The sequence below is a fragment of the Erwinia sp. Eh17-17 genome, from assembly GCF_039675725.1.
GTDB lineage: Bacteria > Pseudomonadota > Gammaproteobacteria > Enterobacterales > Enterobacteriaceae > Erwinia.
The window spans coordinates 617910-637687 of record NZ_JBDFQT010000002.1 but is presented as its reverse complement, the minus strand read 5'-3'; the positions used below and the strand labels follow the sequence as shown (position 1 = coordinate 637687).

The window sequence follows — 19778 nt, the reverse complement described above, 5'->3', positions numbered from 1 at the left end:
GGCTGCGCGGTGATGGATTAGCATGGGGCCTCCGTAAGCGGCGTTATCAGTTGTTCGAGACACGTCCAGGCCTGGCTGAAATCACTGAATGACGTGAACGGGATAGCGGCTTTTTCACAGCGCTCAATCAGACTACTTTTGGCCAGAACATGATCGGCCTGGGCGGCAACGCAGAAGTCCGAACGCCCGTCGCCAATCATTAACAGTTTCTGTGGGGCAAGACGCCGGGCGAGCGCGCACTTACAGGTGCCGCTGGCCTGGCTGCACTGTTGGTCATAGCAGGGAAAGGTGAGCGACCAGCGTCGCTCGCTGACCTGCTGCAAATGATTGGCTAAGATCGGTATATCGGGGATGTGATGTTTACGCAGCAGATAATCGATGGCGTAATCCAGCCCGTCACTGACGATATAAAGTGGGATACGATGCGCGTGAGCCCGCTGTACAAAAGTCAGAAAATGGGGATCGATGGCAATATCGTCGAGGCAGCTTTCCAACTGCAGGCGTGATGCATCCAGCAGGGCAATCTGCCCACTCATACAGCGTTGAGAGCCGATCTCGCCGTTTTCCCAGCGCTGCTCAAGCGCCTGCCAGCCTGACATGCCAAACGTGGCCATCAATCTGTCGGTGACGTCATCAACACTGATAGTGCCGTCAAAATCGCAAAAAACTGTCCAGCGGGAAGTGCCATTGGAACGGGGGGGTGCAGAGTGAATCATCGTATTAATCCAATCAGTTAAAAATCGTAACTCAGTCCGCTGGATAGAGAGTAGGTTTGCTGTTGGTTGACCATCGGGCTGTGACGCACAGTGGCGCTGAGGAAATTACTGCGCAATGCAATAAAACTCTGCCAGTGTTCGGCTAAGGGATACTGGGCGGTGAGATTAATGTAGGGGATAAAGGTTGCTTTGGGGTGGTAGCGTGACAGACCGCTGCGCCGGGACTCGGCGTCAGAGATGCCGTAGTAATAGCGCGTCTGTTTTCCGTTTGCCCAGTCGCTTCCCAGCTCACCGCTCAGTATTAAGCGGGAGACGTTAAGCTGATTGAGCCAGGAGGCATTTGCCGTCAGCCCGTTGCTGTGATTAAGCGTATCGGCGGCCAGCTGGCTATGAAATGCCCCTATTGCTGTGGTGAATTGGTAACTGACGCCCGCCATCATAGTCGCTTTGCGATTTTGCAGCCTCCGCATGGCGTCACTGTGGCCATCGGAATTGTGGTAGGCCGTATCATCATAATAGGCTTTCAGCCTGAGTTCCTGCCGGTCGTCATTAATGACGTAATAACCCACTTCAGCGCCTTCGATATACTCGCTGTCATTATCATAAGCGAACAGGGGCATGACGCTGTAATCGTGTGTCTGTGCGTGGTAGGGCGAGGTATCCATTGAGCCGATGATGCCTATCGATATATCAGGAGAGTCAGCTAGCGCAGTGTTTGCCACGATAAGCCCTATCAGTGGCCATAATATCCCTTTCATTTGTCATCCTTAACGCTGAATTAAGCCAGTATAGCGACTGACGGCTTTGCGGTATTAAGGATAAAGTGTGGGATATCAACAGAAATTAAATCAGGGGGAGAGATAACCAGCAGGAGCAACAAGCGTCAAAAATAACACAAGAACGTTACGATCTTGGTCCGGAGATCTCATCAATCTCCGCTGGACTCAGGGCTGGCCGTGATGAGGTACATTTGACCGGATTGATACGAATGTCTCGCACCGTCAGGCGCTTGCGGCAAAGTGCACAGATAGCACCATGATGTTTCCCAAACCGATCGCCGTGTGTCGTGAAAATAAATTTACGACACCCACATCTGCCACACCTTAGCATACCGAACACCTCACCATTCCCTGACCTGTGATTGGTAGGAATTATCTTATCAAAAAAAACACAGATATCTATAAATAAAATTTACTGATTGCAGTAATTTCTACTTATTTATAACTTATTGTTTTTGCTGATTTATTTTTAATATTTTGCTGTTTATGAAATGTTTAAATGATAAATATTATCAACTATAAGGATGATTTTGATGATATCAGTCAATTTCCCTGACGTAATGCCTGTAAAAGTCAGTCAAATCATCAAGAGGCCGTCGCAGTAGCAACAGGCTCAGCATGATTTAAAATAATTGCGAAAATTCCTGGGGTTATATTTTTTCAAATGGTTTATATTTTTCTTTGTTATATCAATAACATTTTATCTTATTTGATAAAGAGTGTGTTTTCATCAATAGCCTGAAATCTGGTGGTTAATGGCTTGTTTAGGTGAGTTTGATATAATAGATACCAACAGCAATAAACATTATCGGTCGGGTTTTCCGGCCTTTTTTTAGGATGCCGCATCATGCCGCTATCCAGGGAACAGTGAAATTTAGTATGAAAATCAAAACAATTATATCTTCTTCTGTGCTGCTGGCAGGCATGGGGGCTCAGGCCGCACAGGCAGCAACTCTGGTGGATGGCGTTGCCAGTACCTGGCACACCTTTAGCAACAACGTCAGTGAAACCTGGAACCAACCGCAAACGGTCGATCTGTATGTGCCTGCTATTACCTGGCATAACCGCTGGACTTACGACAAAGAAAAAACCGACAGATACAATGAGCGTCCCTGGGGAGCTGGGGGCGGTATTTCACGCTATGACGAAAAGGGAAACTGGCACGGTATCTACCTGATGGCGTTTAAAGACTCCTATAATAAATGGGAGCCAATCGGCGGTTACGGCTGGGAAAAAACCTGGCGGCCGCTCAGTGATGACGATTTTCATCTGGGTCTGGGCTACACGGCAGGAGTCACCATGCGTGATAACTGGAACTATATTCCCATCCCGCTGGTGCTGCCTCTTGCCTCGGTAGGCTATGGTCCGGCCACTTTCCAGATGACTTATATTCCAGGGACTTACAATAATGGCAACGTTTATTTCGCCTGGTTACGCTGGCAGTTTTAAGCGTCTGTAGAGGGGTGATAAGAATGACGTATGGTAAAAAAAGGCGATATTTATCACTTTTTCTTCGTCGGCCACTGGACAAAAGGCGTGGCAATTGCTGTACTAACCCCCGACACAGTTTAGTGTCCATTTTTCATGTAAAGGTAATATAGATGTCTAAGATCAAAGGTAGCGTTAAGTGGTTTAATGAGTCCAAAGGATTCGGTTTCATTACTCCTGAAGATGGTAGCAAAGACGTGTTCGTTCACTTCTCTGCCATCCAGAGCAATGGTTTCAAAACTCTGGCTGAAGGTCAGCGCGTAGAGTTCGAAATCACCAACGGTGCCAAAGGCCCATCTGCTGCTAACGTTGCCGCTATTTAAGTTATCAGACAGAATTTTAAAAACCCGCCAGAGGCGGGTTTTTTTTTGCCTGTAGCCCGGCGGGCAGGTGCAACGCTGATTACTGGCTGGTGCTGAAGAATTGCACAAGCCAGGCTGCGGTCGCCGCCAGAGCCAGTAGTACAGCAAGGTATTCATTTCGGTTACGCGGAAGATAGCTCATGGCAAGGGTCTCTACGGGTGAAGTTATACCCAGTGTGACCTGCCATCATTAAGGAAACATTAAAGCCACTTCCCCGCTGCGCTAAAATAAGGGGATTCTTACACTAATCAGCTTTTGTAACATTAGCGTGTGATCTGGCTCCTTGCAGGGAGCGCCTTGCTACCGCTATAAACATAGGCACGATTTATCTTAACCCTTTATTGTCGGCATATTGCGGAGAATGACTTATGAATATTCGTCTGGCGGAATCGAAAGATGCTTTTGCCCTCGGCGCCCTGTTGGCCGAACTGGGATATGCCGATACCGCGCCATTTATTGAGCGCAGGCTGACACAGCTGATCGCAGATGAGACAGAGCAACTGCTGATTGCCGAACATGGCAATACGGTGTTGGGTTTTCTGTCGCTGCATTTTATCCCCCAGCTGGCGCTGGCCGGGGATTTTGCCCGCATCAGCTACTTCTGCATTGCCGAAGGTGAGCGCAGCAAGGGCGCGGGGCAGCAGCTGCTGCAACATGCCGAGCGGCTGGCAACTGAGCGTGGCTGTGACCGTATGGAAGTTCACTGCCATCAGCGCCGTGAAAAGGCCAATGCGTTTTATGCCCGAGAAGGCTACAGCGAATCACCGCGCTACCATATCAAGGAGCTGAGCTGATAATGAGAGTCGCTTTAGGGCAGTTCGCTGTCAGCCGCACCTGGCAGGAGAATGCCGATACCTGTTGCCATTTAATGCAGCAGGCGCAGCAGCAGGGGGCTCGTCTTCTGGTGCTGCCTGAAGCCGTGCTGGCGCGTGATATCGCTGACCCGGACCTCGCCGTTAAATCAGCACAGCCGCTTGACGGCCCTTTTCTCAGCCAGCTGCTGGCGACCAGCCGCGATAATACGCTGACCACGGTGCTGACGCTGCACGTGCCTGATGCTGACGGGCGTGTGTTGAACGCTCTGGTTGTCTTGCGTCGGGGTGAAATTGTTGCCAGGTATAACAAGCTGCACCTGTACGATGCTTTTGCCGTGCAGGAATCACGTCACGTGAGCGCCGGGGACCAGGTACCCCCGCTGATTGATGTGGATGGTCTGAAGGTCGGGTTGATGACCTGCTACGACATCCGCTTCCCGGAGCTTGCGCGTCGCCTGGTGCTGGACGGTGCCGATCTGCTGGTGCTGCCAGCCGCGTGGGTCAGGGGGCCGCTAAAGGAGATGCACTGGGAGATCCTGGTTACCGCCCGTGCTCTGGAGAATACCTGCTATGTGGCGGCGGTGGGGGAGTGTGGCCCGCGCAATATTGGCAACAGTCTGGTAGTGGATCCGCTGGGTGTGGCCATTGCAAGGGCGGCAGAAGTCCCGGCGATGGTGCTGGCCGATATTGACCCACAGCGCATCGCCGATGCCCGCAGCGCACTGCCTGTCCTGCAGAACCGACGTTTTGGCCGCCCTGATCTGATCTGAACATTTTTTGTTACAGCTTGCGGTTGAATTCACCTGATAAGCGCGCGTTAATATCGCCCGGCAGGCTCGCATGCATCACGAGGGCCAGGGCAGTATTGGTAGTCAGGTTAATAAAAGAAGGTCAGTATGGAAGGTATCAGTCTTGCCAAATTACTCATCGTTGGCGCGTTAATCATCCTGTTATTCGGAACCAAGAAGCTGCGTACCCTGGGAGGGGACTTAGGTTCGGCGATTAAGGGATTTAAGAAGGCCATGAATGACGATGATACTTCTGCTGCGCAAAAAGCGGCGTCAGAAGAGCAGCCAGCCGCTCAGGTCACCCATAAAGAGTGAGGCTGAGGGCAAAAAAAACGGATGACATTGTCATCCGTTTTTTTATGCCTGCATTATCGGGATTATTTGACTTCTAATCCCTTCGCCTGCATATCCGCATGGTAAGACGAACGCACAAACGGGCCACAGGCCGCGTGCGTGAAGCCCATATCCATAGCGGCCTCTTTCATTTCATCGAACTCTGCCGGGCTGACGTAACGCTGCACAGGCAGGTGATGGCGACTTGGGGAGAGGTACTGGCCCAGCGTCAGCATGGTCACGCCGTGGCGGCGCAGATCGCGCATCACTTCGATAATCTCTGCGTTAGTTTCGCCTAAGCCAACCATCAGGCCAGACTTGGTCGGGATATCCGGGTGCGCTTCTTTAAAGCGCTCCAGCAGCTTCAGCGACCAGTCATAGTTAGCACCCGGACGCACCTGGCGATAAACGCGAGGCACGTTCTCCAGGTTGTGGTTAAACACATCCGGCGGCGTATCAATCAGGATTTCCAGCGCACGGTCCATACGGCCACGGAAGTCCGGTACCAGCGTTTCAATCTTAATGGCCGGGCTTTTTTCACGAATGGCGCGGATGCAGTCGGCAAAGTGCTGAGCACCGCCGTCGCGCAGATCATCGCGGTCAACTGAGGTGATCACCACATAGCGCAGCGCCATATCTGCGATGGTCTGGGCCAGTTTCCCCGGCTCATTGGCATCCGGGGTCATCGGGCGGCCGTGCGCCACGTCGCAGAACGGGCAGCGACGCGTACAGATGGCACCCAGAATCATAAAGGTCGCCGTACCGTGATTGAAACATTCAGCAAGGTTAGGGCAGGAAGCCTCTTCGCAGACGGAGTGCAGACCATTTTTACGCATCGCGGCTTTGATGCCCTGGATGCGGCTGGAATCAGCAGGGAGTTTAATACGCATCCACTCCGGTTTACGTAAGATCTCCGTACGTTCCGTTACCACGGTCTTCACCGGGATCAATGCCATTTTGTCTGCGTCGCGGTACTTAACACCGCGTTCCATCACGATCGGTTTACTCATATTCTTGCAGGTTCCAGGTTGGATTGCGGCAGCCAGGGGGCGATGAAACAGCCGCTAATACTCAATGAGTTGGTGATTTTCAACTTTTTTTGAAAAAGCGCAAAAATTATATCATCTCCGCGCCGCAGATTCAGCCTGCCGGTGCGAGAAAACGTTACGGAATTGTAAATCAGCAGGCACGACCGCGCTTATCTTAGCGGGAGTTGCGTGCTTTCGCTCCAGGAAACGTCAGTAATTGCCAGCTGGCGGGCAAAATTATCGATCAGCAGCGGCTGAACATCACCAGGGGTGGCGGCAGGATCCAGTGCCGCCAGCTGCGTCATTTCCATTCCGGCATAACCGCAGGGATTGATGCGCAGGAACGGAGCCAGGTCCATATTGACGTTGAGTGCCAGCCCGTGGAAAGAACAGCCGTTACGGATACGCAGCCCCAGCGAGCAGATTTTCTTACCATCGACATAGACGCCCGGCGCATCCGGCCGCGCGCAGGCCGTGACGCCAAACGGTGCCAGCGTATCTACCACCGTCTGTTCCAGCGCGGTGACCAGCTGACGTACGCCGATTTTGCGACGTTTCAGATTCACCATCACGTACATTACCTGCTGACCCGGCCCGTGGTAGGTCACCTGGCCGCCGCGATCGCTCTGCATCACCGGAATATCACCGGGCATCAGCAGATGTTCACTTTTTCCCGCCTGGCCCTGAGTAAAGACCGGAGGATGTTCCACCAGCCAGATCTCATCCGGCGTGTCATCAACGCGCTGGTCGGTAAACTGGTGCATGGCGAGAGAGACGGGGGCCCAGGGCTGCATGCCGAGCTGGCGAACGATCAGGGTATTGTGAGGCAAAACGGAGAATCCGGTGAGCGAGAGATGGGAGCAGTATAACGTTGGCGCAGGGCAAGAGCCAGCCTGCCCCGGCCAACATCGGGGTTACAGCACCATACGAACAATTTCAATTTTACCCAGCTCATCGTACAGCGTTTCTACCTGTTCGATATGCGTCGCCGTAATGGTGATCGACACTGAGTGATAGTTGCCTTTGCTGCTGGGTTTGACGTCCGGAGAATAGTCACCCGGCGCGTGGCGCTGAACAACTTCAACCACTTGATCGACCAGCTCCGGCTGTGCCAGCCCCATCACTTTATAGGTAAAAGAGGTGGGGAATTCGAGCAGTTCTTTAAGATTGGTTTTCATAGGGACTCCGGTGACACAAACAAGGACTCCCGCCTCAGCGGGAGTTCACAGATGCTAACAATATGGGGATGTTTCAGGAATAATTCAAGTAGGGGGCGATCAGCGATCGCCCCGCTGGGTCAGGCATTTGCCCCGCTGGGTCAGGCATTTGCCCCGCCGGGTCAGGCATTTTCCCCGTTGGGTCAGCGATCGCCCCGCTGGGTCAGGCATTTGCCCCGCTGGGTCGGGCTATCGCCCCGCCGGGTCGGACGATCAGCGATCGTCCCTGAAACAGAAGAGATTAGCCAAACCAGTGATGGAACATCAGCTTGATGTAGTCGACGATGCGGCCAAAGAAGCCGCCTTCCGGCATGTCGCTAAGGACGACCAGCGGGTGCTGCTCAATCGTTTTTCCGTCAAGCTGGAAGTTAATGCTGCCGACAACCTGGTTTTTCTGCAGTGGAGCATGCAGTTCGGTGTTGCTCAGGGTGTAGCTGGCCTTCAGGTCTTTCATCCGGCCGCGTGGAATGGTCAGGAAGACGTCTTTTTCTACGCCCAGCTGCACACGGTCGCTGTTACCAAACCATACCGGCTCGGAAGCAAACTCTTTTCCGGCCTTCAGCGGTGCCACGGTTTCAAAGAAGCGGAAGCCCCAGGTCAGCAGCTTTTTGCTTTCAGTTTCACGCCCTTTATAGGTGCGCCCGCCCATAACGGCAGAGATCAGACGCATCTGACCTTCGGTTGCTGATGCCACCAGGTTGTAACCAGCCGCCTCAGTGTGGCCGGTTTTGATGCCGTCTACGTTGAGGCTGGTATCCCACAGCAGACCGTTACGGTTCATCTGACGGATGTTGTTAAAGGTGAACTCTTTCTCATGATAAACCGCGTATTCATCCGGCACATCACGAATCAGCGCACGGCCAATCAACGCCATATCGCGCGGCGAGCTGTACTGCCCTTCGGCATCCAGACCGTGTACCGTCTGGAAATGGGTGTTTTGCAGGCCCAGCGCTTTAACGTAGTTGTTCATCAGGCCAACGAAAGCGTCCTGACTTCCCGCAACATAGTCTGCCATTGCGACGCAGGCGTCATTACCTGACTGCAGCACAATACCGCGTGTCAGCTGAGAAACCGGGACGCGGTCGCCAGGTTTAAGGAACATCAGCGATGACCCTTTAAACACCGGGTTACCGGTTGCCCAGGCGTCTTTACCGACGGTGACGATATCATCCTGATGGATTTTACCGGCTTTCACCGCCTGACCGATGACGTAGCTGGTCATCATTTTGGTCAGGCTGGCCGGGTCACGGCGGGCGTCAGCATTCTTTTCAGCCAGCACTTTCCCTGAGTTGTAGTCAATCAGAACGTAGGCTTCAGCGTCAATTTCCGGCACGCCGGGGATCATTGTTTTAATATTCAGGTCGTCAGCGTGAGCGACAACGTTGAGGCTGAGGGCGATAAGGGTGCCGATAGTCAGGCGTTTGAGCAGTCGGGATGGGTTCAGAGTGTTCATGTAAGGACGACAACATCCATGGGCTAAGTTAAAAAAAAGTGACTCACTATAGCAAAATCAACCCGCTGCAACCCGCCTAAATCAGACGGGTTAACAGAGATTTACATTGTGCCAGGTGCGACAGTAATAAACGATTGCTGCTGAGCTTCACTCGCCAGGCGCTGCTGTAAAGCGGCGGCCTGCTGGCGAGAGGTGAAACGTCCAAGCTGGACGCGGTAAACATTACCGCGGCTGTCTACCGAGCCGGGAACGCCAAACTGTTTACCCAGACTGGTGGCCAGCGCACGCGCACGCGGGCCGTCGCTCAGAGCGCCGACCTGCACTACGTAATTACCGCTTGCAGAAGTAGCGACAGCAGGGGCGGCGACAGCCGCGGCCGTTGCAGGGGCAGAGGGCGCTGCGGTAACCGGCTCACTGCTTTCCAGCACGCCGCCCGGTAAAGGCTGGGCAGCGCCGAGGAAGCCGCTGCTGCGCACTGGCGCCCCGTCAGCACCGTCACCGCTCAGCGTGCTGTTATCCACCGGGCGTGACTGTTGCTGCTCTTCCTGGGGCTGCGGGCTGGAATACTGTACCGGCTGGGAGGACATGACCGGGGCTGCCGCGGCACCACCACCGCCCATCGTCATTCCGCCACCAATTTCCGGGCGCGCCGGCAGGGCATAGCTCTGCTTCGCGACCGTCGTGCCGACGGTGCCGGGACCGGACAGGCTACCATCCGGTGCTACATTGATGAAATCAACGCGGACTTTACTGTTATTAGAGATATTCAGCCGGTCGCCGGCGGCACGGGACAGATCGATAATCCGCCCCGGCGTGTATGGCCCGCGATCGTTGACACGCACGACAATCATGCGGCCGTTGGCAATGTTGGTGACGCGCACATAGCTGGGCAGCGGCAGTGTCGGATGCGCGGCGGTCATGGCGTTCGGATCAAAGGTTTCACCGGTTGCGGTACGGTTACCGTTGGCTTCTTCACCGTACCAGGCGGCGAGGCCAACCTGGCTGAAGTTCGACGGGTCTTTAACGATTTTATAGTTTTTACCATTCACCGAATAATCCTGGTTCGTACCGGGATTCACTGGCTCATAGCGCGGCTCGGCACCGCCAATTTCGACGACCGGGCCATTATATGTCGCTTGCTGCTGAGTGACGGGCGCCTGCTGGTCGCTGTCAGTAGTACAGGCCGCCAGCAGTGCTGAAGCCAGGGCAATCCAAAGCCAATCCTTACGCATGTTTATGCCTCTTAAACGCTCTTCGACAACAGTTTTCGATGGGTGTGAATCGACATAATGATCCCGAACCCGGCCATCAGGACGATTAGCGCGGACCCCCCGTAACTGACCAGCGGTAACGGTACCCCAACCACCGGCAGTATTCCGCTGACCATGCCAATGTTAACAAAAACATAGACAAAGAAGATCAGCATCATCCCACCAGCCATCACGCGACCAAAGGTTGTCTGCGCGCGGGCGGCCATCACCAGGCCGCGCATAATCAGTAGCACGTAGAGTATCAGCAGAACCAGTACCCCGACTAATCCTAATTCTTCCGCCAGCACGGCGAAAATAAAGTCGGTGTGACGTTCCGGCAGAAACTCCAGCTGCGACTGCGTGCCGTGCAGCCAGCCCTTACCGCGCAGCCCCCCGGAGCCGATAGCAATCTTGGACTGAATAATGTGATAGCCAGCACCCAGCGGATCGCTTTCCGGGTCAAGCAGCATCATCACGCGGTCACGCTGATAGTCATGCATCAGGAAGAACCACAGGATAGGGATAAACGCAGCGACCAGCAGGACTGCGACGGCAATCAGTTTCCAGCTCATGCCTGAAAGGAACAGGACAAATAATCCGGATGCGGCAATCAGAATTGAGGTGCCGAGGTCAGGCTGGGCGGCCACCAGCAGCGTGGGCATAAAGATCAGCACCAGGGCGATACCGGTATTCTTCAGCGTTGGCGGGCAGACATCGCGGTTGATAAAGCGCGCCACCATCAGAGGAACGGCAATTTTGGCGATTTCAGACGGCTGAAAACGCACAATGCCCAAATCCAGCCAGCGCTGTGCGCCCTTACTGATATGACCGAAAGCATCGACGGCAATCAGCAATATCACGCAGATAATATACAGATAGGGTGCCCAGCCTTCATAGACGCGCGGCGGGATCTGCGCCATCACCAGCATGACGATAACGCCCATCGCGATCTGACCGAGTTTGCGCTCCATCATACCTGGGTCCTGACCGCTGGCACTCCACATCACCAGCGCGCTGTAAATCAATAGCGCGGTGATGATAAGGCAAAACAGGGGATCAACATGGATGCGGGTCCAGATGGTCCGTTTCTGATGACTATCATTCATAACCGGTTATTCACCTTCATAGCCTGGCGGCGTAGGCGCAGCGTCAGGCAGGTTGGTATTGTTATCGCCAAGAATAATATGATCGAGGATCTGGCGCATGATAGTGCCGACTGCCGGACCTGCACCGCCGTTTTCAAGAATGATGCTGACGGCCACACGCGGGTGATCGTATGGGGCAAAAGCAGTCATCAGTTTATGGTCACGCAGGCGTTCGGTCAGTTTATGGGCGTTATACGTTTCGTTGGCTTTCAGACCGAATACCTGTGCCGTACCGGACTTGGCCGCAATTTTATACGGCGCATCTTCAAAGCTTTTACGCGCAGTACCGTTAGGACGATTGGCTACGCCGTACATCCCATCTTTAGCGATTTCCCAGTAGCCGGTATGAATATCGGCAATAGGGGGGCTTTGTGGCTGACGCCACGGGACTTTAGCACCGGCCTGCATGGTATCCATCATCAGATGCGGGGTTTTGATCACACCGTCATTAATCAGGATCATCAACGCTTTGTTCATCTGCAACGGCGTGGCAGTCCAGTAACCTTGGCCAATCCCGACCGGAATCGTGTCCCCCTGATACCAGGGTTTCTTAAAGCGCTTCATCTTCCATTCGCGGGTGGGCATATTGCCCGGCGTCTCTTCAATCAGATCGATGCCCGACAGATGGCCATAACCAAATTTGGTCATCCACTCGCTCAGACGGTCAATACCCATGTCATAGGCGACCTGATAGAAGAAGGTATCAGCCGATTCTTCCAGTGATTTGGTGACGTTCAGGCGGCCGTGCCCCCAGCGTTTCCAGTCGCGGAAGCGTTTTTCTGAGCCGGGAAGCTGCCACCAGCCGGGATCAAACAGCGAGGTATTGCGGGTGATCACGCCCGCCGTGAGCGCCGATACGGCAATGTAAGGTTTGACCGTAGACGCCGGAGGATAGGCTCCCTGCGTGGCCCGGTTAATCAGCGGACGGTTTTCATCGTGCAGCAGACCGTTGTAGTCCTTGCTGGAGATACCGTCGACGAACAGGTTGGGGTCGTAGCTGGGCATGGAGACCATAGCCAGCACTTCACCATTGCGTGGGTCGGTCACCACTACGGCTGCGCGGCTGCCCGCCAGCAGCGTTTCAATATACTGCTGGAGCTTCAGGTCGATGGTCAGATAAATATCACGGCCGGCCTGGGGCGACTGCTCATGCAGCTGGCGGATGACGCGGCCACGGTTGTTCACTTCCACTTCTTCGTAGCCGGTTTTACCGTGCAGAACGTCTTCGTAGTAGCGCTCAATGCCTAATTTGCCGATATCGTGGGTCGCCGCGTAGTTAGGCCATTTGCCTTCTTTGTCCAGGCGTTCGACGTCGCGATCGTTAATCTTCGAAACATAACCCAGCACATGGGTCAGGGCGGAGCCATAAGGGTAGTACCGTCGCTGATAGCCTTTGACTTCAACGCCGGGGAAACGGTATTGGTTGACGGCGAAACGCGCCACCTGAACATCGTTCAGGCTGGTTTTCACCGCAATAGAGGTAAAGCGACGCGAGCGCTTGCGCTCTTTCTGGAAGGCTTCAATGTCTTCATCTGTCAGATCGACGATCGGCTTCAGGTCCTGCAGCGTTTGTTGCAGGTTGTCGACCTTTTCCGGCATTAACTCCAGCTGGTAGATGGTGCGGTTAAGCGCCAGCGGAATGCCGTTACGATCGTAAATAATACCGCGACTGGGAGCCACAGGAACCAGTTTGATACGGTTTTCGTTAGAGCGGGTTCTGTAGTCATCAAAGCGGATAATTTGCAGATGGTAGAGATTGGCCACCAGAATACCGGAGAGCACAATGATGCCAAAAAAGGCAATTAGCGCCCGGCGAACAAACAGTGTCTGCTCGGCGGTGTAGTCACGAAAGGAGTTACGTTGTAATTTCATCCGCTGCTTTGTGTGTCCGGTTAACCCTATCGGCTATTCGCGATGATAAGGATGATTCGCAGTAATGCTCCATGCACGATACAAACTCTCTGCTACCAATACGCGCACCAGCGGATGGGGCAGGGTCAGCGCTGAAAGTGACCAGCTTTGTTCCGCTGCAGCCTTGCAGGCGGGTGACAGGCCTTCCGGGCCGCCAATAAACAGGCTGACATCCCGGCCATCCTGCTTCCAGCGTTCCAGCTGGCTGGCAAGCTGCGGGGTTTCCCACGGCTGGCCGGGTATATCCAGCGTCACGATGCGATTACCTTTACCTGCGGCGGCCAGCATCATTTCGCCTTCTTTTTCCAGAATACGTTTGATATCCGCATTCTTACCGCGTTTTCCGGCGGGGACTTCAACCAGTTCAAATGGCATATCTTTCGGAAAACGACGCAGATACTCCATAAAACCTGTTTGTACCCAGTCAGGCATTTTCGTGCCGACGGCAACCAGTTGCAGCTTCACGGCTTAACTCCAGAGCTTTTCCAGTTCATAGAGCTTGCGGCTCTCTTCTTCCATCACGTGGACGATGACTTCACCGAGATCCACTACCACCCAGTCACTTGGCGCACGGCTGTTGACACGAAACGCATCCAGACCGATCAGCTTGGCTTCCTGGACCACGTGTTCAGCGATCGAAACCAGGTGACGGGTTGACGTACCGGTGCAGATAACCATGCAGCTGGTGATACTTGATTTGCCCTGAACGTCGATAGCGATGATGTTCTGAGCTTTTAAATCGTCACATTTATCAATGACGAAGTCTTGGAGTGCTTTACCTTGCAAAAGGTTCCCCCTTGGGATTTTAAAGTCTGGTGGGTTATCTCATATTCGCCGGGCGAGTAGAAACCCTAACCGTAACATTGTGTGTTTGCGGGGCTTACGCCCTGAAATTTTGAGCGGCGCAGTATATCACGCTGTTAAGGGTTCCGATATAAACCCTCGCGATCGATATAATCGCTGACTGCCGGGGGCAACAGGTCGGCATCTGACTTGCCCTGATGGCGACGGGTACGAATTTCCGTCGCGGAAATATTGATCAGCGGCGTTGCGGCCAGCAAGATTTTTCCGGCAGGCCGCTGCTGTAACGCCTGTGCGTGGTGCGTCAGGTGGCTATCAAGCCAGTGCTGTTGCTCCGGTGTCTCCATCTCGCTGCGGTAGCCGGGCCGCTGGCACACCAGCAGGTGACACAGCGACAGCAGATCCTGCCAGCGGTGCCACTTGTGCAAGGTGAGCAGTGAATCCTGACCGATGATAAAGGCCAGTGGCTGAGACTGGCCGCGTTCAGCGCGCAGAGCCGCCAGCGTCTCAATGGTATAAGAGGGTGTATCGCGCTGCATTTCCCGCAGGTCAACGTCGAATAGCGGGTTGCCGGCAATCGCCAGCCTCACCATCGCCACGCGCTGTGCCGGAGTCGCTTCCGGCTGCGGGCGGTGCGGAGGGACGTTATTAGGCAGCAGCGTGACCTTTTTCAGACCAACCTGCTGTGCCAGGGCGTCAACCGGACGCAGGTGACCATAGTGAATCGGGTCAAAGGTGCCGCCAAACAGCGCATGCAGCTCAGACATCACAAAAACTCGCCGGGAAGGACGGGTGGCATAACACCAGCGCCAGGGTTTCCAGTTCAGACCAGACGGACTGGCCGTAGTCCTGCTTCAGCGTCAGCTCAATCTGGGTCAGCAACCGCACGGCCTGGGTAAGCTGGGCGGCACTCAGGCGCTGTAACGCCTCGCTGAACAGGGCGCGGCGGTTTTGCCATACGCGATGCTGGTCAAACAGCGTGCGCAGCGGCGTCTGTGCCATCTGACGTTGCAGCGTGACCAGCAGCAGCAGATCGCGCTGCAGCGTGCGCATCAGGATCACCGGTTCGCTGTCTTCAGAATGCATCTGGCGCAGAATATGCAGGGCACGTTTGCTTTTCCCCGCCAGCAGGGCATCGACCCAGTGGAAAGGGGTAAAGTGTGCCGCATCGTTAACCGCCTGCTCCACGCGTGGCAGCGTGAGCTTGCCATCCGGCCACAGCAGGGACAGCCGTTCCAGCGCCTGTGAGAGTGCCAGAAGATTCCCTTCGTAGCAGTAGCACAGTAGCTGATTAGCGGCATCGTCCAGCGTCAGCTTATTCTTCTTCGCACGGGCAGAGACCCAGCGTGGAAGCTGTGCCTGTTCCGGCGTCTGGCAGGGCACGACTGCGCCCTGGGCACTGAGCGCTTTGTACCAGGCGCTGTTTTCCTGTGCTTTCGTCAGTCTGGCGGCGCGCAGCATCAGCAGAATATCGCCGTGCAGCAGCGTTGAGAGGTTGAGCAACTGTTCGCCCATCGCCGCGCTGGGGCCATTTTCGGGCAGGATCAGCAGCAGCGTCTGGCGGCTGGCAAACAGGCTCAGTGCCTGGCAGATAGAGAAAATTTCCTGCCAGTCAGTGCCGGCTTCCAGCGTGAAACTGTAGTGTTCGGTAAAGCCCTGCTGCTGTGCGGCAGCGCGGATGGCATCCTGCGCTTCCTGTACCAGCAGCGGTTCATTACCGCTTAATAAATAACAGGCGCGCAGCCCCTCACGGAGTTGCGCGCCTAGCTGTTCAGGGTAAATCCTGATCATCGTGAGTAAGAACTGCCCGACATGTTGTGCTTATCCGTCGGCAAACGGTCAACCGCTGAAGGGGTGTTGCCCAGCGTATTGATCGCCGGATTGTCCTCTGCGGCATGCACGGTCAGTAACTTACGCACCAGCTGTTGCACGGCCTGGGTACGCATTTCATCAATGATGATTTGCTGTTCGGAGTCTTTTGCCAGAGCGGCCAGCGGGTTATCAAAGAATGAACGGTACACCGTCGCACTGATCGGATAGATGCCTTTATTCGGCACCAGAACCTGAGCACTGACGGTCATCACCATTGAATACTCGGCTGTTTTACCATCCTGGAACACTGAGGCGGTATCACGACCAGAGGTTTCCCCCGTTAAACGCAGAGACGGAATGTCTTTACGGTCACCCGGCTTATCGATGATTTTGACGTTGTTCAGACGCAGCTGTTCTCGCACGGCACGCGTCAGCGGGCCATACGGGTCCCCGGTATCGAGGATCAGCGTTTTCATTTCGGGCGGCACCGAGGTGGTGCCGCGCAGATGGTAACCACAGCCGGCGGTGATCAACACCGCCATGCTCAGTAACAGACAGACTATCGGATGTCGCACAGTTCCTCCTGACATCAACCAACGACCAGGTTAAGCAGCTTGCCCGGTACGTAAATCACTTTACGAATGGTGACACCGTCGAGATATTTGGCCACCAGATGCTCCTGCGCAGCGCGAGCCTGCACCTGCTCTTGCGTGGCATCAGCCGCGACGGTGATTTTACCGCGCACTTTACCATTAACCTGTACGACAACCAGCAGTGAATCTTCCACCATTGCGGCATCATCCGCCTGCGGCCATGGGGCATTGTCGATATCGCCTGCACCGCCCAGAGACTGCCACAGCACAAAGCTGGCATGTGGAGTGAACGGGTTCAGCATGCGCACCACGGCCAGCAGGGCTTCCTGCATCAGCGCGCGATCCTGCTCGCTCTCCTGTGGGGCGCGAGCCAGCTTGTTCATCAGTTCCATAATTGCCGCAATCGCGGTGTTAAAAGTCTGACGACGACCGATGTCATCGGAAACTTTGCTGATCGTTTTATGCAGGTCGCGACGCAGGCTTTTCTGGTCTTCAGTCAGCGCATCGACGTTCAGGGCCACGGTGGCACCTTTCTGCGTGTGTTCGAAGGCCAGCTTCCAGACGCGTTTCAGGAAGCGGTTTGCCCCTTCCACGCCGGACTCCTGCCATTCCAGCGTCATTTCTGCCGGAGAAGCAAACATCATAAACAGACGGACGGTATCGGCACCGTAGCGTTCTACCATCACCTGTGGGTCGATGCCGTTGTTTTTCGACTTCGACATTTTGCTCATGCCCGCATACACCAGCTCGTGCCCTTCAGCATCGCTGGCTTTAGTTATACGGCCTTTCTCGTCGCGCTCAACGGTGACATCAACCGGAGAGACCCAGTTACGCTCTCCGCTGTTGCCCAGGTAGTAGAAGGCATCCGCCAGCACCATCCCCTGACAAAGCAGACGCTTCGCAGGTTCATCAGAGTTGACCAGGCCTGCATCACGCAGCAGTTTGTGGAAGAAACGGAAGTAGAGCAGGTGCATGATGGCGTGTTCGATACCACCCACATACTGATCTACCGGCAGCCAGTAGTTGGCCGCTGCCGGGTCCAGCATTCCTTTATCGTAATCCGGGCAGGTATAACGCGCGTAATACCATGAGGATTCCATAAAGGTGTCAAAGGTATCAGTTTCACGCAGCGCCGGCTGGCCGTTGACGGTGGTTTTTGCCCACTCCGGGTCGGCTTTAATCGGGCTGGTAATGCCGTCCATGACCACGTCTTCCGGCAGGATCACCGGCAACTGGTCTTCCGGCGTTGGCATCACAGTGCCGTCTTCCAGGGTGACCATTGGAATCGGTGCGCCCCAGTAGCGCTGGCGGGAAACCCCCCAGTCGCGCAGGCGGTAGTTCACTTTACGCTCGCCCACGCCGCTGTCGGCCAGTTTATTCGCAATCGCGTTGAAGCCGTCTTCATAGGACAGACCGTCAAACTCTCCGGAGTTGAACAGCGTGCCTTTTTCGGTCATCGCAGCTTCGCTCAGATCCGGTGCCGTGCCGTCAGCGGCGAGGATCACCGGCTTGATCGCCAGATGGTATTTTGTGGCGAACTCCCAGTCGCGCTGGTCGTGGCCGGGAACGGCCATCACGGCACCGGTGCCATATTCCATCAGCACGAAGTTGGCTACCCACACCGGGACGTTTTCGCCGGTCAGTGGATGTTGCGCAAACAGGCCGGTGGCCATGCCTTTTTTCTCCATGGTTGCCATGTCTGCTTCGGCAACTTTGGTGTTACGGCATTCAGCAATAAAATCAGCCAGCGCCGGGTTGCCGGCGGCAGCCTGCGCAGCCAGCGGGTGACCTGCCGCGACAGCGAGGTAGGTCACACCCATAAAGGTGTCAGGACGCGTGGTGTAAACGCGCAGTTTTTCAGGGCTGTTGCTGACGCTGAACTCGATTTCCACCCCTTCAGAGCGGCCAATCCAGTTACGCTGCATGGTTTTAACCTGCTCAGGCCAGCTTTCCAGCGTGTCCAGGTCATTCAGCAGTTCATCGGCGTAGTCGGTGATTTTGACAAACCACTGTGGGATCTCTTTACGTTCCACTTTCGTGTCACAGCGCCAGCAGCAGCCGTCGATCACCTGCTCGTTAGCCAGCACGGTCATATCGTGCGGGCACCAGTTAACCGCTGAGGTTTTTTTATAAACCAGGCCTTTTTCATACAATTTAGTAAAGAACCACTGTTCCCAGCGGTAGTACTCTGGCTGGCAGGTCGCCAGTTCGCGGTTCCAGTCATAGCCGAAGCCCAACAGTTTCAGCTGGTTCTTCATGTAATCGATGTTGGAGTAAGTCCACGGCGCCGGTGCGGTGTTGTTTTTCACCGCAGCACCTTCAGCAGGCAGGCCGAAGGCATCCCAGCCAATTGGCTGGAGAACGTTTTTGCCCAGCATACGCTGGTAGCGTGAGATCACATCGCCAATCGTATAGTTACGCACGTGGCCCATGTGCAGGCGGCCGGAAGGATAGGGCAGCATGGAGAGGCAGTAGTACTTCTCTTTACCTTCTTCTTCGGTCACTTTGAACGTTTGCTTTTTATCCCATTGCTGCTGGACATGGGATTCTATCTCTTCCGGGCGATATTGCTCTTGCATAGTAGCCAGTGGTCCTTGGTATCAATTTTTTCGTGTTCGTTCAGATCCGCATAGCATAGCTGATTCGCACCCGACGCAACAACAGTAAGCGTCCTGCCGGAGGGCATTTCTCTGCAAGCTGGAATCGCGATGGCAAATTTAAGCGTGAAATCACGGAAATTTTTCAGTTACAACTAGACTGAGAAGAAACGCTTTCGTTATCAATAAGGAGAGTCCATGAATAAGGTTGCTCAGTATTATCGTGAGCTGGTGTCATCACTCACCCTGCGACTTGAGCGCGGTGAACGTGATATTGATACTCTGGTGGAGAGTGCCCGCCAGCGGATGAACAACCGAGGAGAATTAACGCCTGGCGAAATTGATGATGTCAGCCGCGCCGTGCGTCGCGATTTGGAAGAATTCGCCCGCAGCTATGCGGAAAATCAGGATGAACTCAGTGACAGCGTGTTTATGCGGGTCATCCGTCAGAGCATCTGGAAAGAGCTGGCGGATATCACTGATAAAAGTCAGCTTGAATGGCGTGAAGTGTTCCAGGATCTGAATCATCACGGCGTTTATCAAAGTGGTGAAGTGGTGGGGTTAGGTAATCTGGTGTGCGAAGGGTGCCAGTTTACCAGGGCGATCTATACCCCGGAGGTGCTGACGCGCTGTCCGGAGTGCAACCACGATCAGTTTGTCCGGCAGCCGTTTGAACCGTAACTCTGTTC

At 54.6% G+C, this 19778-nt stretch carries 21 protein-coding genes; 6 read left to right on the top strand and 15 right to left on the bottom strand.

The genetic code is table 11. From position 1 onward, the window contains the following. Positions 1–17: 17 nt before the first annotated feature. Both ABEH87_RS08385 and ABEH87_RS08380 read right to left on the bottom strand, forming a co-directional pair. Positions 18–716: an MtnX-like HAD-IB family phosphatase gene (locus ABEH87_RS08385; protein ID WP_346575614.1), complete on the bottom strand. Its 699-nt coding sequence runs from the start codon at positions 714–716 to the stop codon at positions 18–20. A 17-nt stretch (positions 717–733) separates the two neighbouring features. Continuing rightward, complete coding sequence (locus tag ABEH87_RS08380) at positions 734–1474, bottom strand: MipA/OmpV family protein (RefSeq protein ID WP_346575613.1); 741 nt, start codon at positions 1472–1474, stop codon at positions 734–736. A gap of 900 nt (positions 1475–2374) precedes the next feature. On the opposite strand from ABEH87_RS08380, the gene pagP reads away from it, so the two are divergent. The 5 genes from pagP (at position 2375) to tatE (ending at position 5264) form a co-directional block, all read left to right on the top strand. Beyond that, positions 2375–2944 (top strand): lipid IV(A) palmitoyltransferase PagP, encoded by a 570-nt coding sequence (pagP, locus tag ABEH87_RS08375; RefSeq protein ID WP_346575612.1) that lies wholly within the window; start codon positions 2375–2377, stop codon positions 2942–2944. A gap of 152 nt (positions 2945–3096) precedes the next feature. Then, entirely contained in the window at positions 3097–3306 is a 210-nt protein-coding gene (gene cspE, locus ABEH87_RS08370; RefSeq protein WP_004156612.1) for a transcription antiterminator/RNA stability regulator CspE, read from the top strand. 408 nt (positions 3307–3714) lie between these two features. Further along, a complete protein-coding gene (locus tag ABEH87_RS08365) occupies positions 3715–4140 on the top strand; it encodes a GNAT family N-acetyltransferase (RefSeq protein ID WP_346575611.1) in 426 nt (141 codons plus the stop codon). 2 nt (positions 4141–4142) lie between these two features. Beyond that, positions 4143–4931: a deaminated glutathione amidase gene (locus tag ABEH87_RS08360; protein ID WP_346575609.1), complete on the top strand. Its 789-nt coding sequence runs from the start codon at positions 4143–4145 to the stop codon at positions 4929–4931. A gap of 126 nt (positions 4932–5057) precedes the next feature. Next, entirely contained in the window at positions 5058–5264 is a 207-nt protein-coding gene (tatE, locus tag ABEH87_RS08355) for a twin-arginine translocase subunit TatE (protein ID WP_346575607.1), read from the top strand. A gap of 62 nt (positions 5265–5326) precedes the next feature. Here the strand turns inward: tatE and lipA are convergent, their stop codons facing one another. From lipA to leuS, 13 genes are all read right to left on the bottom strand, one after another. Continuing rightward, positions 5327–6292: a lipoyl synthase gene (lipA, locus tag ABEH87_RS08350; RefSeq protein WP_346575605.1), complete on the bottom strand. Its 966-nt coding sequence runs from the start codon at positions 6290–6292 to the stop codon at positions 5327–5329. A gap of 188 nt (positions 6293–6480) precedes the next feature. Next, on the bottom strand, positions 6481–7140 hold the full coding sequence (gene lipB, locus ABEH87_RS08345) for a lipoyl(octanoyl) transferase LipB (protein ID WP_346575603.1): 660 nt from the start codon (positions 7138–7140) through the stop codon (positions 6481–6483). Positions 7141–7224: 84 nt separating this feature from the next. Beyond that, positions 7225–7488: a DUF493 family protein YbeD gene (gene ybeD / locus ABEH87_RS08340; protein WP_062745316.1), complete on the bottom strand. Its 264-nt coding sequence runs from the start codon at positions 7486–7488 to the stop codon at positions 7225–7227. Positions 7489–7768: 280 nt separating this feature from the next. Next, complete coding sequence (dacA, locus tag ABEH87_RS08335) at positions 7769–8980, bottom strand: D-alanyl-D-alanine carboxypeptidase DacA (protein WP_346575601.1); 1212 nt, start codon at positions 8978–8980, stop codon at positions 7769–7771. A gap of 101 nt (positions 8981–9081) precedes the next feature. Further along, positions 9082–10212 carry an endolytic peptidoglycan transglycosylase RlpA gene (gene rlpA / locus ABEH87_RS08330; protein ID WP_346575599.1) on the bottom strand — a complete coding sequence of 377 codons (1131 nt, stop codon included), beginning with the start codon at positions 10210–10212 and terminating at the stop codon, positions 9082–9084. 11 nt (positions 10213–10223) lie between these two features. Next, positions 10224–11336: a peptidoglycan glycosyltransferase MrdB gene (mrdB, locus tag ABEH87_RS08325; protein ID WP_346575598.1), complete on the bottom strand. Its 1113-nt coding sequence runs from the start codon at positions 11334–11336 to the stop codon at positions 10224–10226. A gap of 6 nt (positions 11337–11342) precedes the next feature. Continuing rightward, positions 11343–13247, bottom strand: a complete 1905-nt coding sequence (mrdA, locus tag ABEH87_RS08320) for a peptidoglycan DD-transpeptidase MrdA (protein ID WP_346575596.1) — start codon at positions 13245–13247, stop codon at positions 11343–11345. A 33-nt stretch (positions 13248–13280) separates the two neighbouring features. Next, on the bottom strand, positions 13281–13751 hold the full coding sequence (gene rlmH / locus ABEH87_RS08315) for a 23S rRNA (pseudouridine(1915)-N(3))-methyltransferase RlmH (RefSeq protein ID WP_062745326.1): 471 nt from the start codon (positions 13749–13751) through the stop codon (positions 13281–13283). A 3-nt stretch (positions 13752–13754) separates the two neighbouring features. Further along, positions 13755–14072, bottom strand: coding sequence for a ribosome silencing factor (gene rsfS / locus ABEH87_RS08310; RefSeq protein WP_346575594.1), 318 nt, complete (start codon positions 14070–14072; stop codon positions 13755–13757). Positions 14073–14206: 134 nt separating this feature from the next. Further along, a complete protein-coding gene (nadD, locus tag ABEH87_RS08305; RefSeq protein WP_346575592.1) occupies positions 14207–14854 on the bottom strand; it encodes a nicotinate-nucleotide adenylyltransferase in 648 nt (215 codons plus the stop codon). Next, positions 14847–15878 (bottom strand): DNA polymerase III subunit delta, encoded by a 1032-nt coding sequence (holA, locus tag ABEH87_RS08300; protein WP_346575590.1) that lies wholly within the window; start codon positions 15876–15878, stop codon positions 14847–14849. Before holA ends, nadD begins: the two co-directional genes overlap by 8 nt. Next, a complete protein-coding gene (gene lptE, locus ABEH87_RS08295) occupies positions 15875–16474 on the bottom strand; it encodes an LPS assembly lipoprotein LptE (protein WP_346575588.1) in 600 nt (199 codons plus the stop codon). Before lptE ends, holA begins: the two co-directional genes overlap by 4 nt. 14 nt (positions 16475–16488) lie before the next feature. Continuing rightward, positions 16489–19071 carry a leucine--tRNA ligase gene (gene leuS, locus ABEH87_RS08290; RefSeq protein ID WP_346575586.1) on the bottom strand — a complete coding sequence of 861 codons (2583 nt, stop codon included), beginning with the start codon at positions 19069–19071 and terminating at the stop codon, positions 16489–16491. Between the two features lie 216 nt (positions 19072–19287). Here leuS and ABEH87_RS08285 point away from each other — a divergent pair, with 216 nt between their 5' ends. Further along, on the top strand, positions 19288–19770 hold the full coding sequence (locus ABEH87_RS08285) for a zinc ribbon-containing protein (protein ID WP_346575584.1): 483 nt from the start codon (positions 19288–19290) through the stop codon (positions 19768–19770). The last annotated feature ends 8 nt before the right edge of the window (positions 19771–19778 follow it).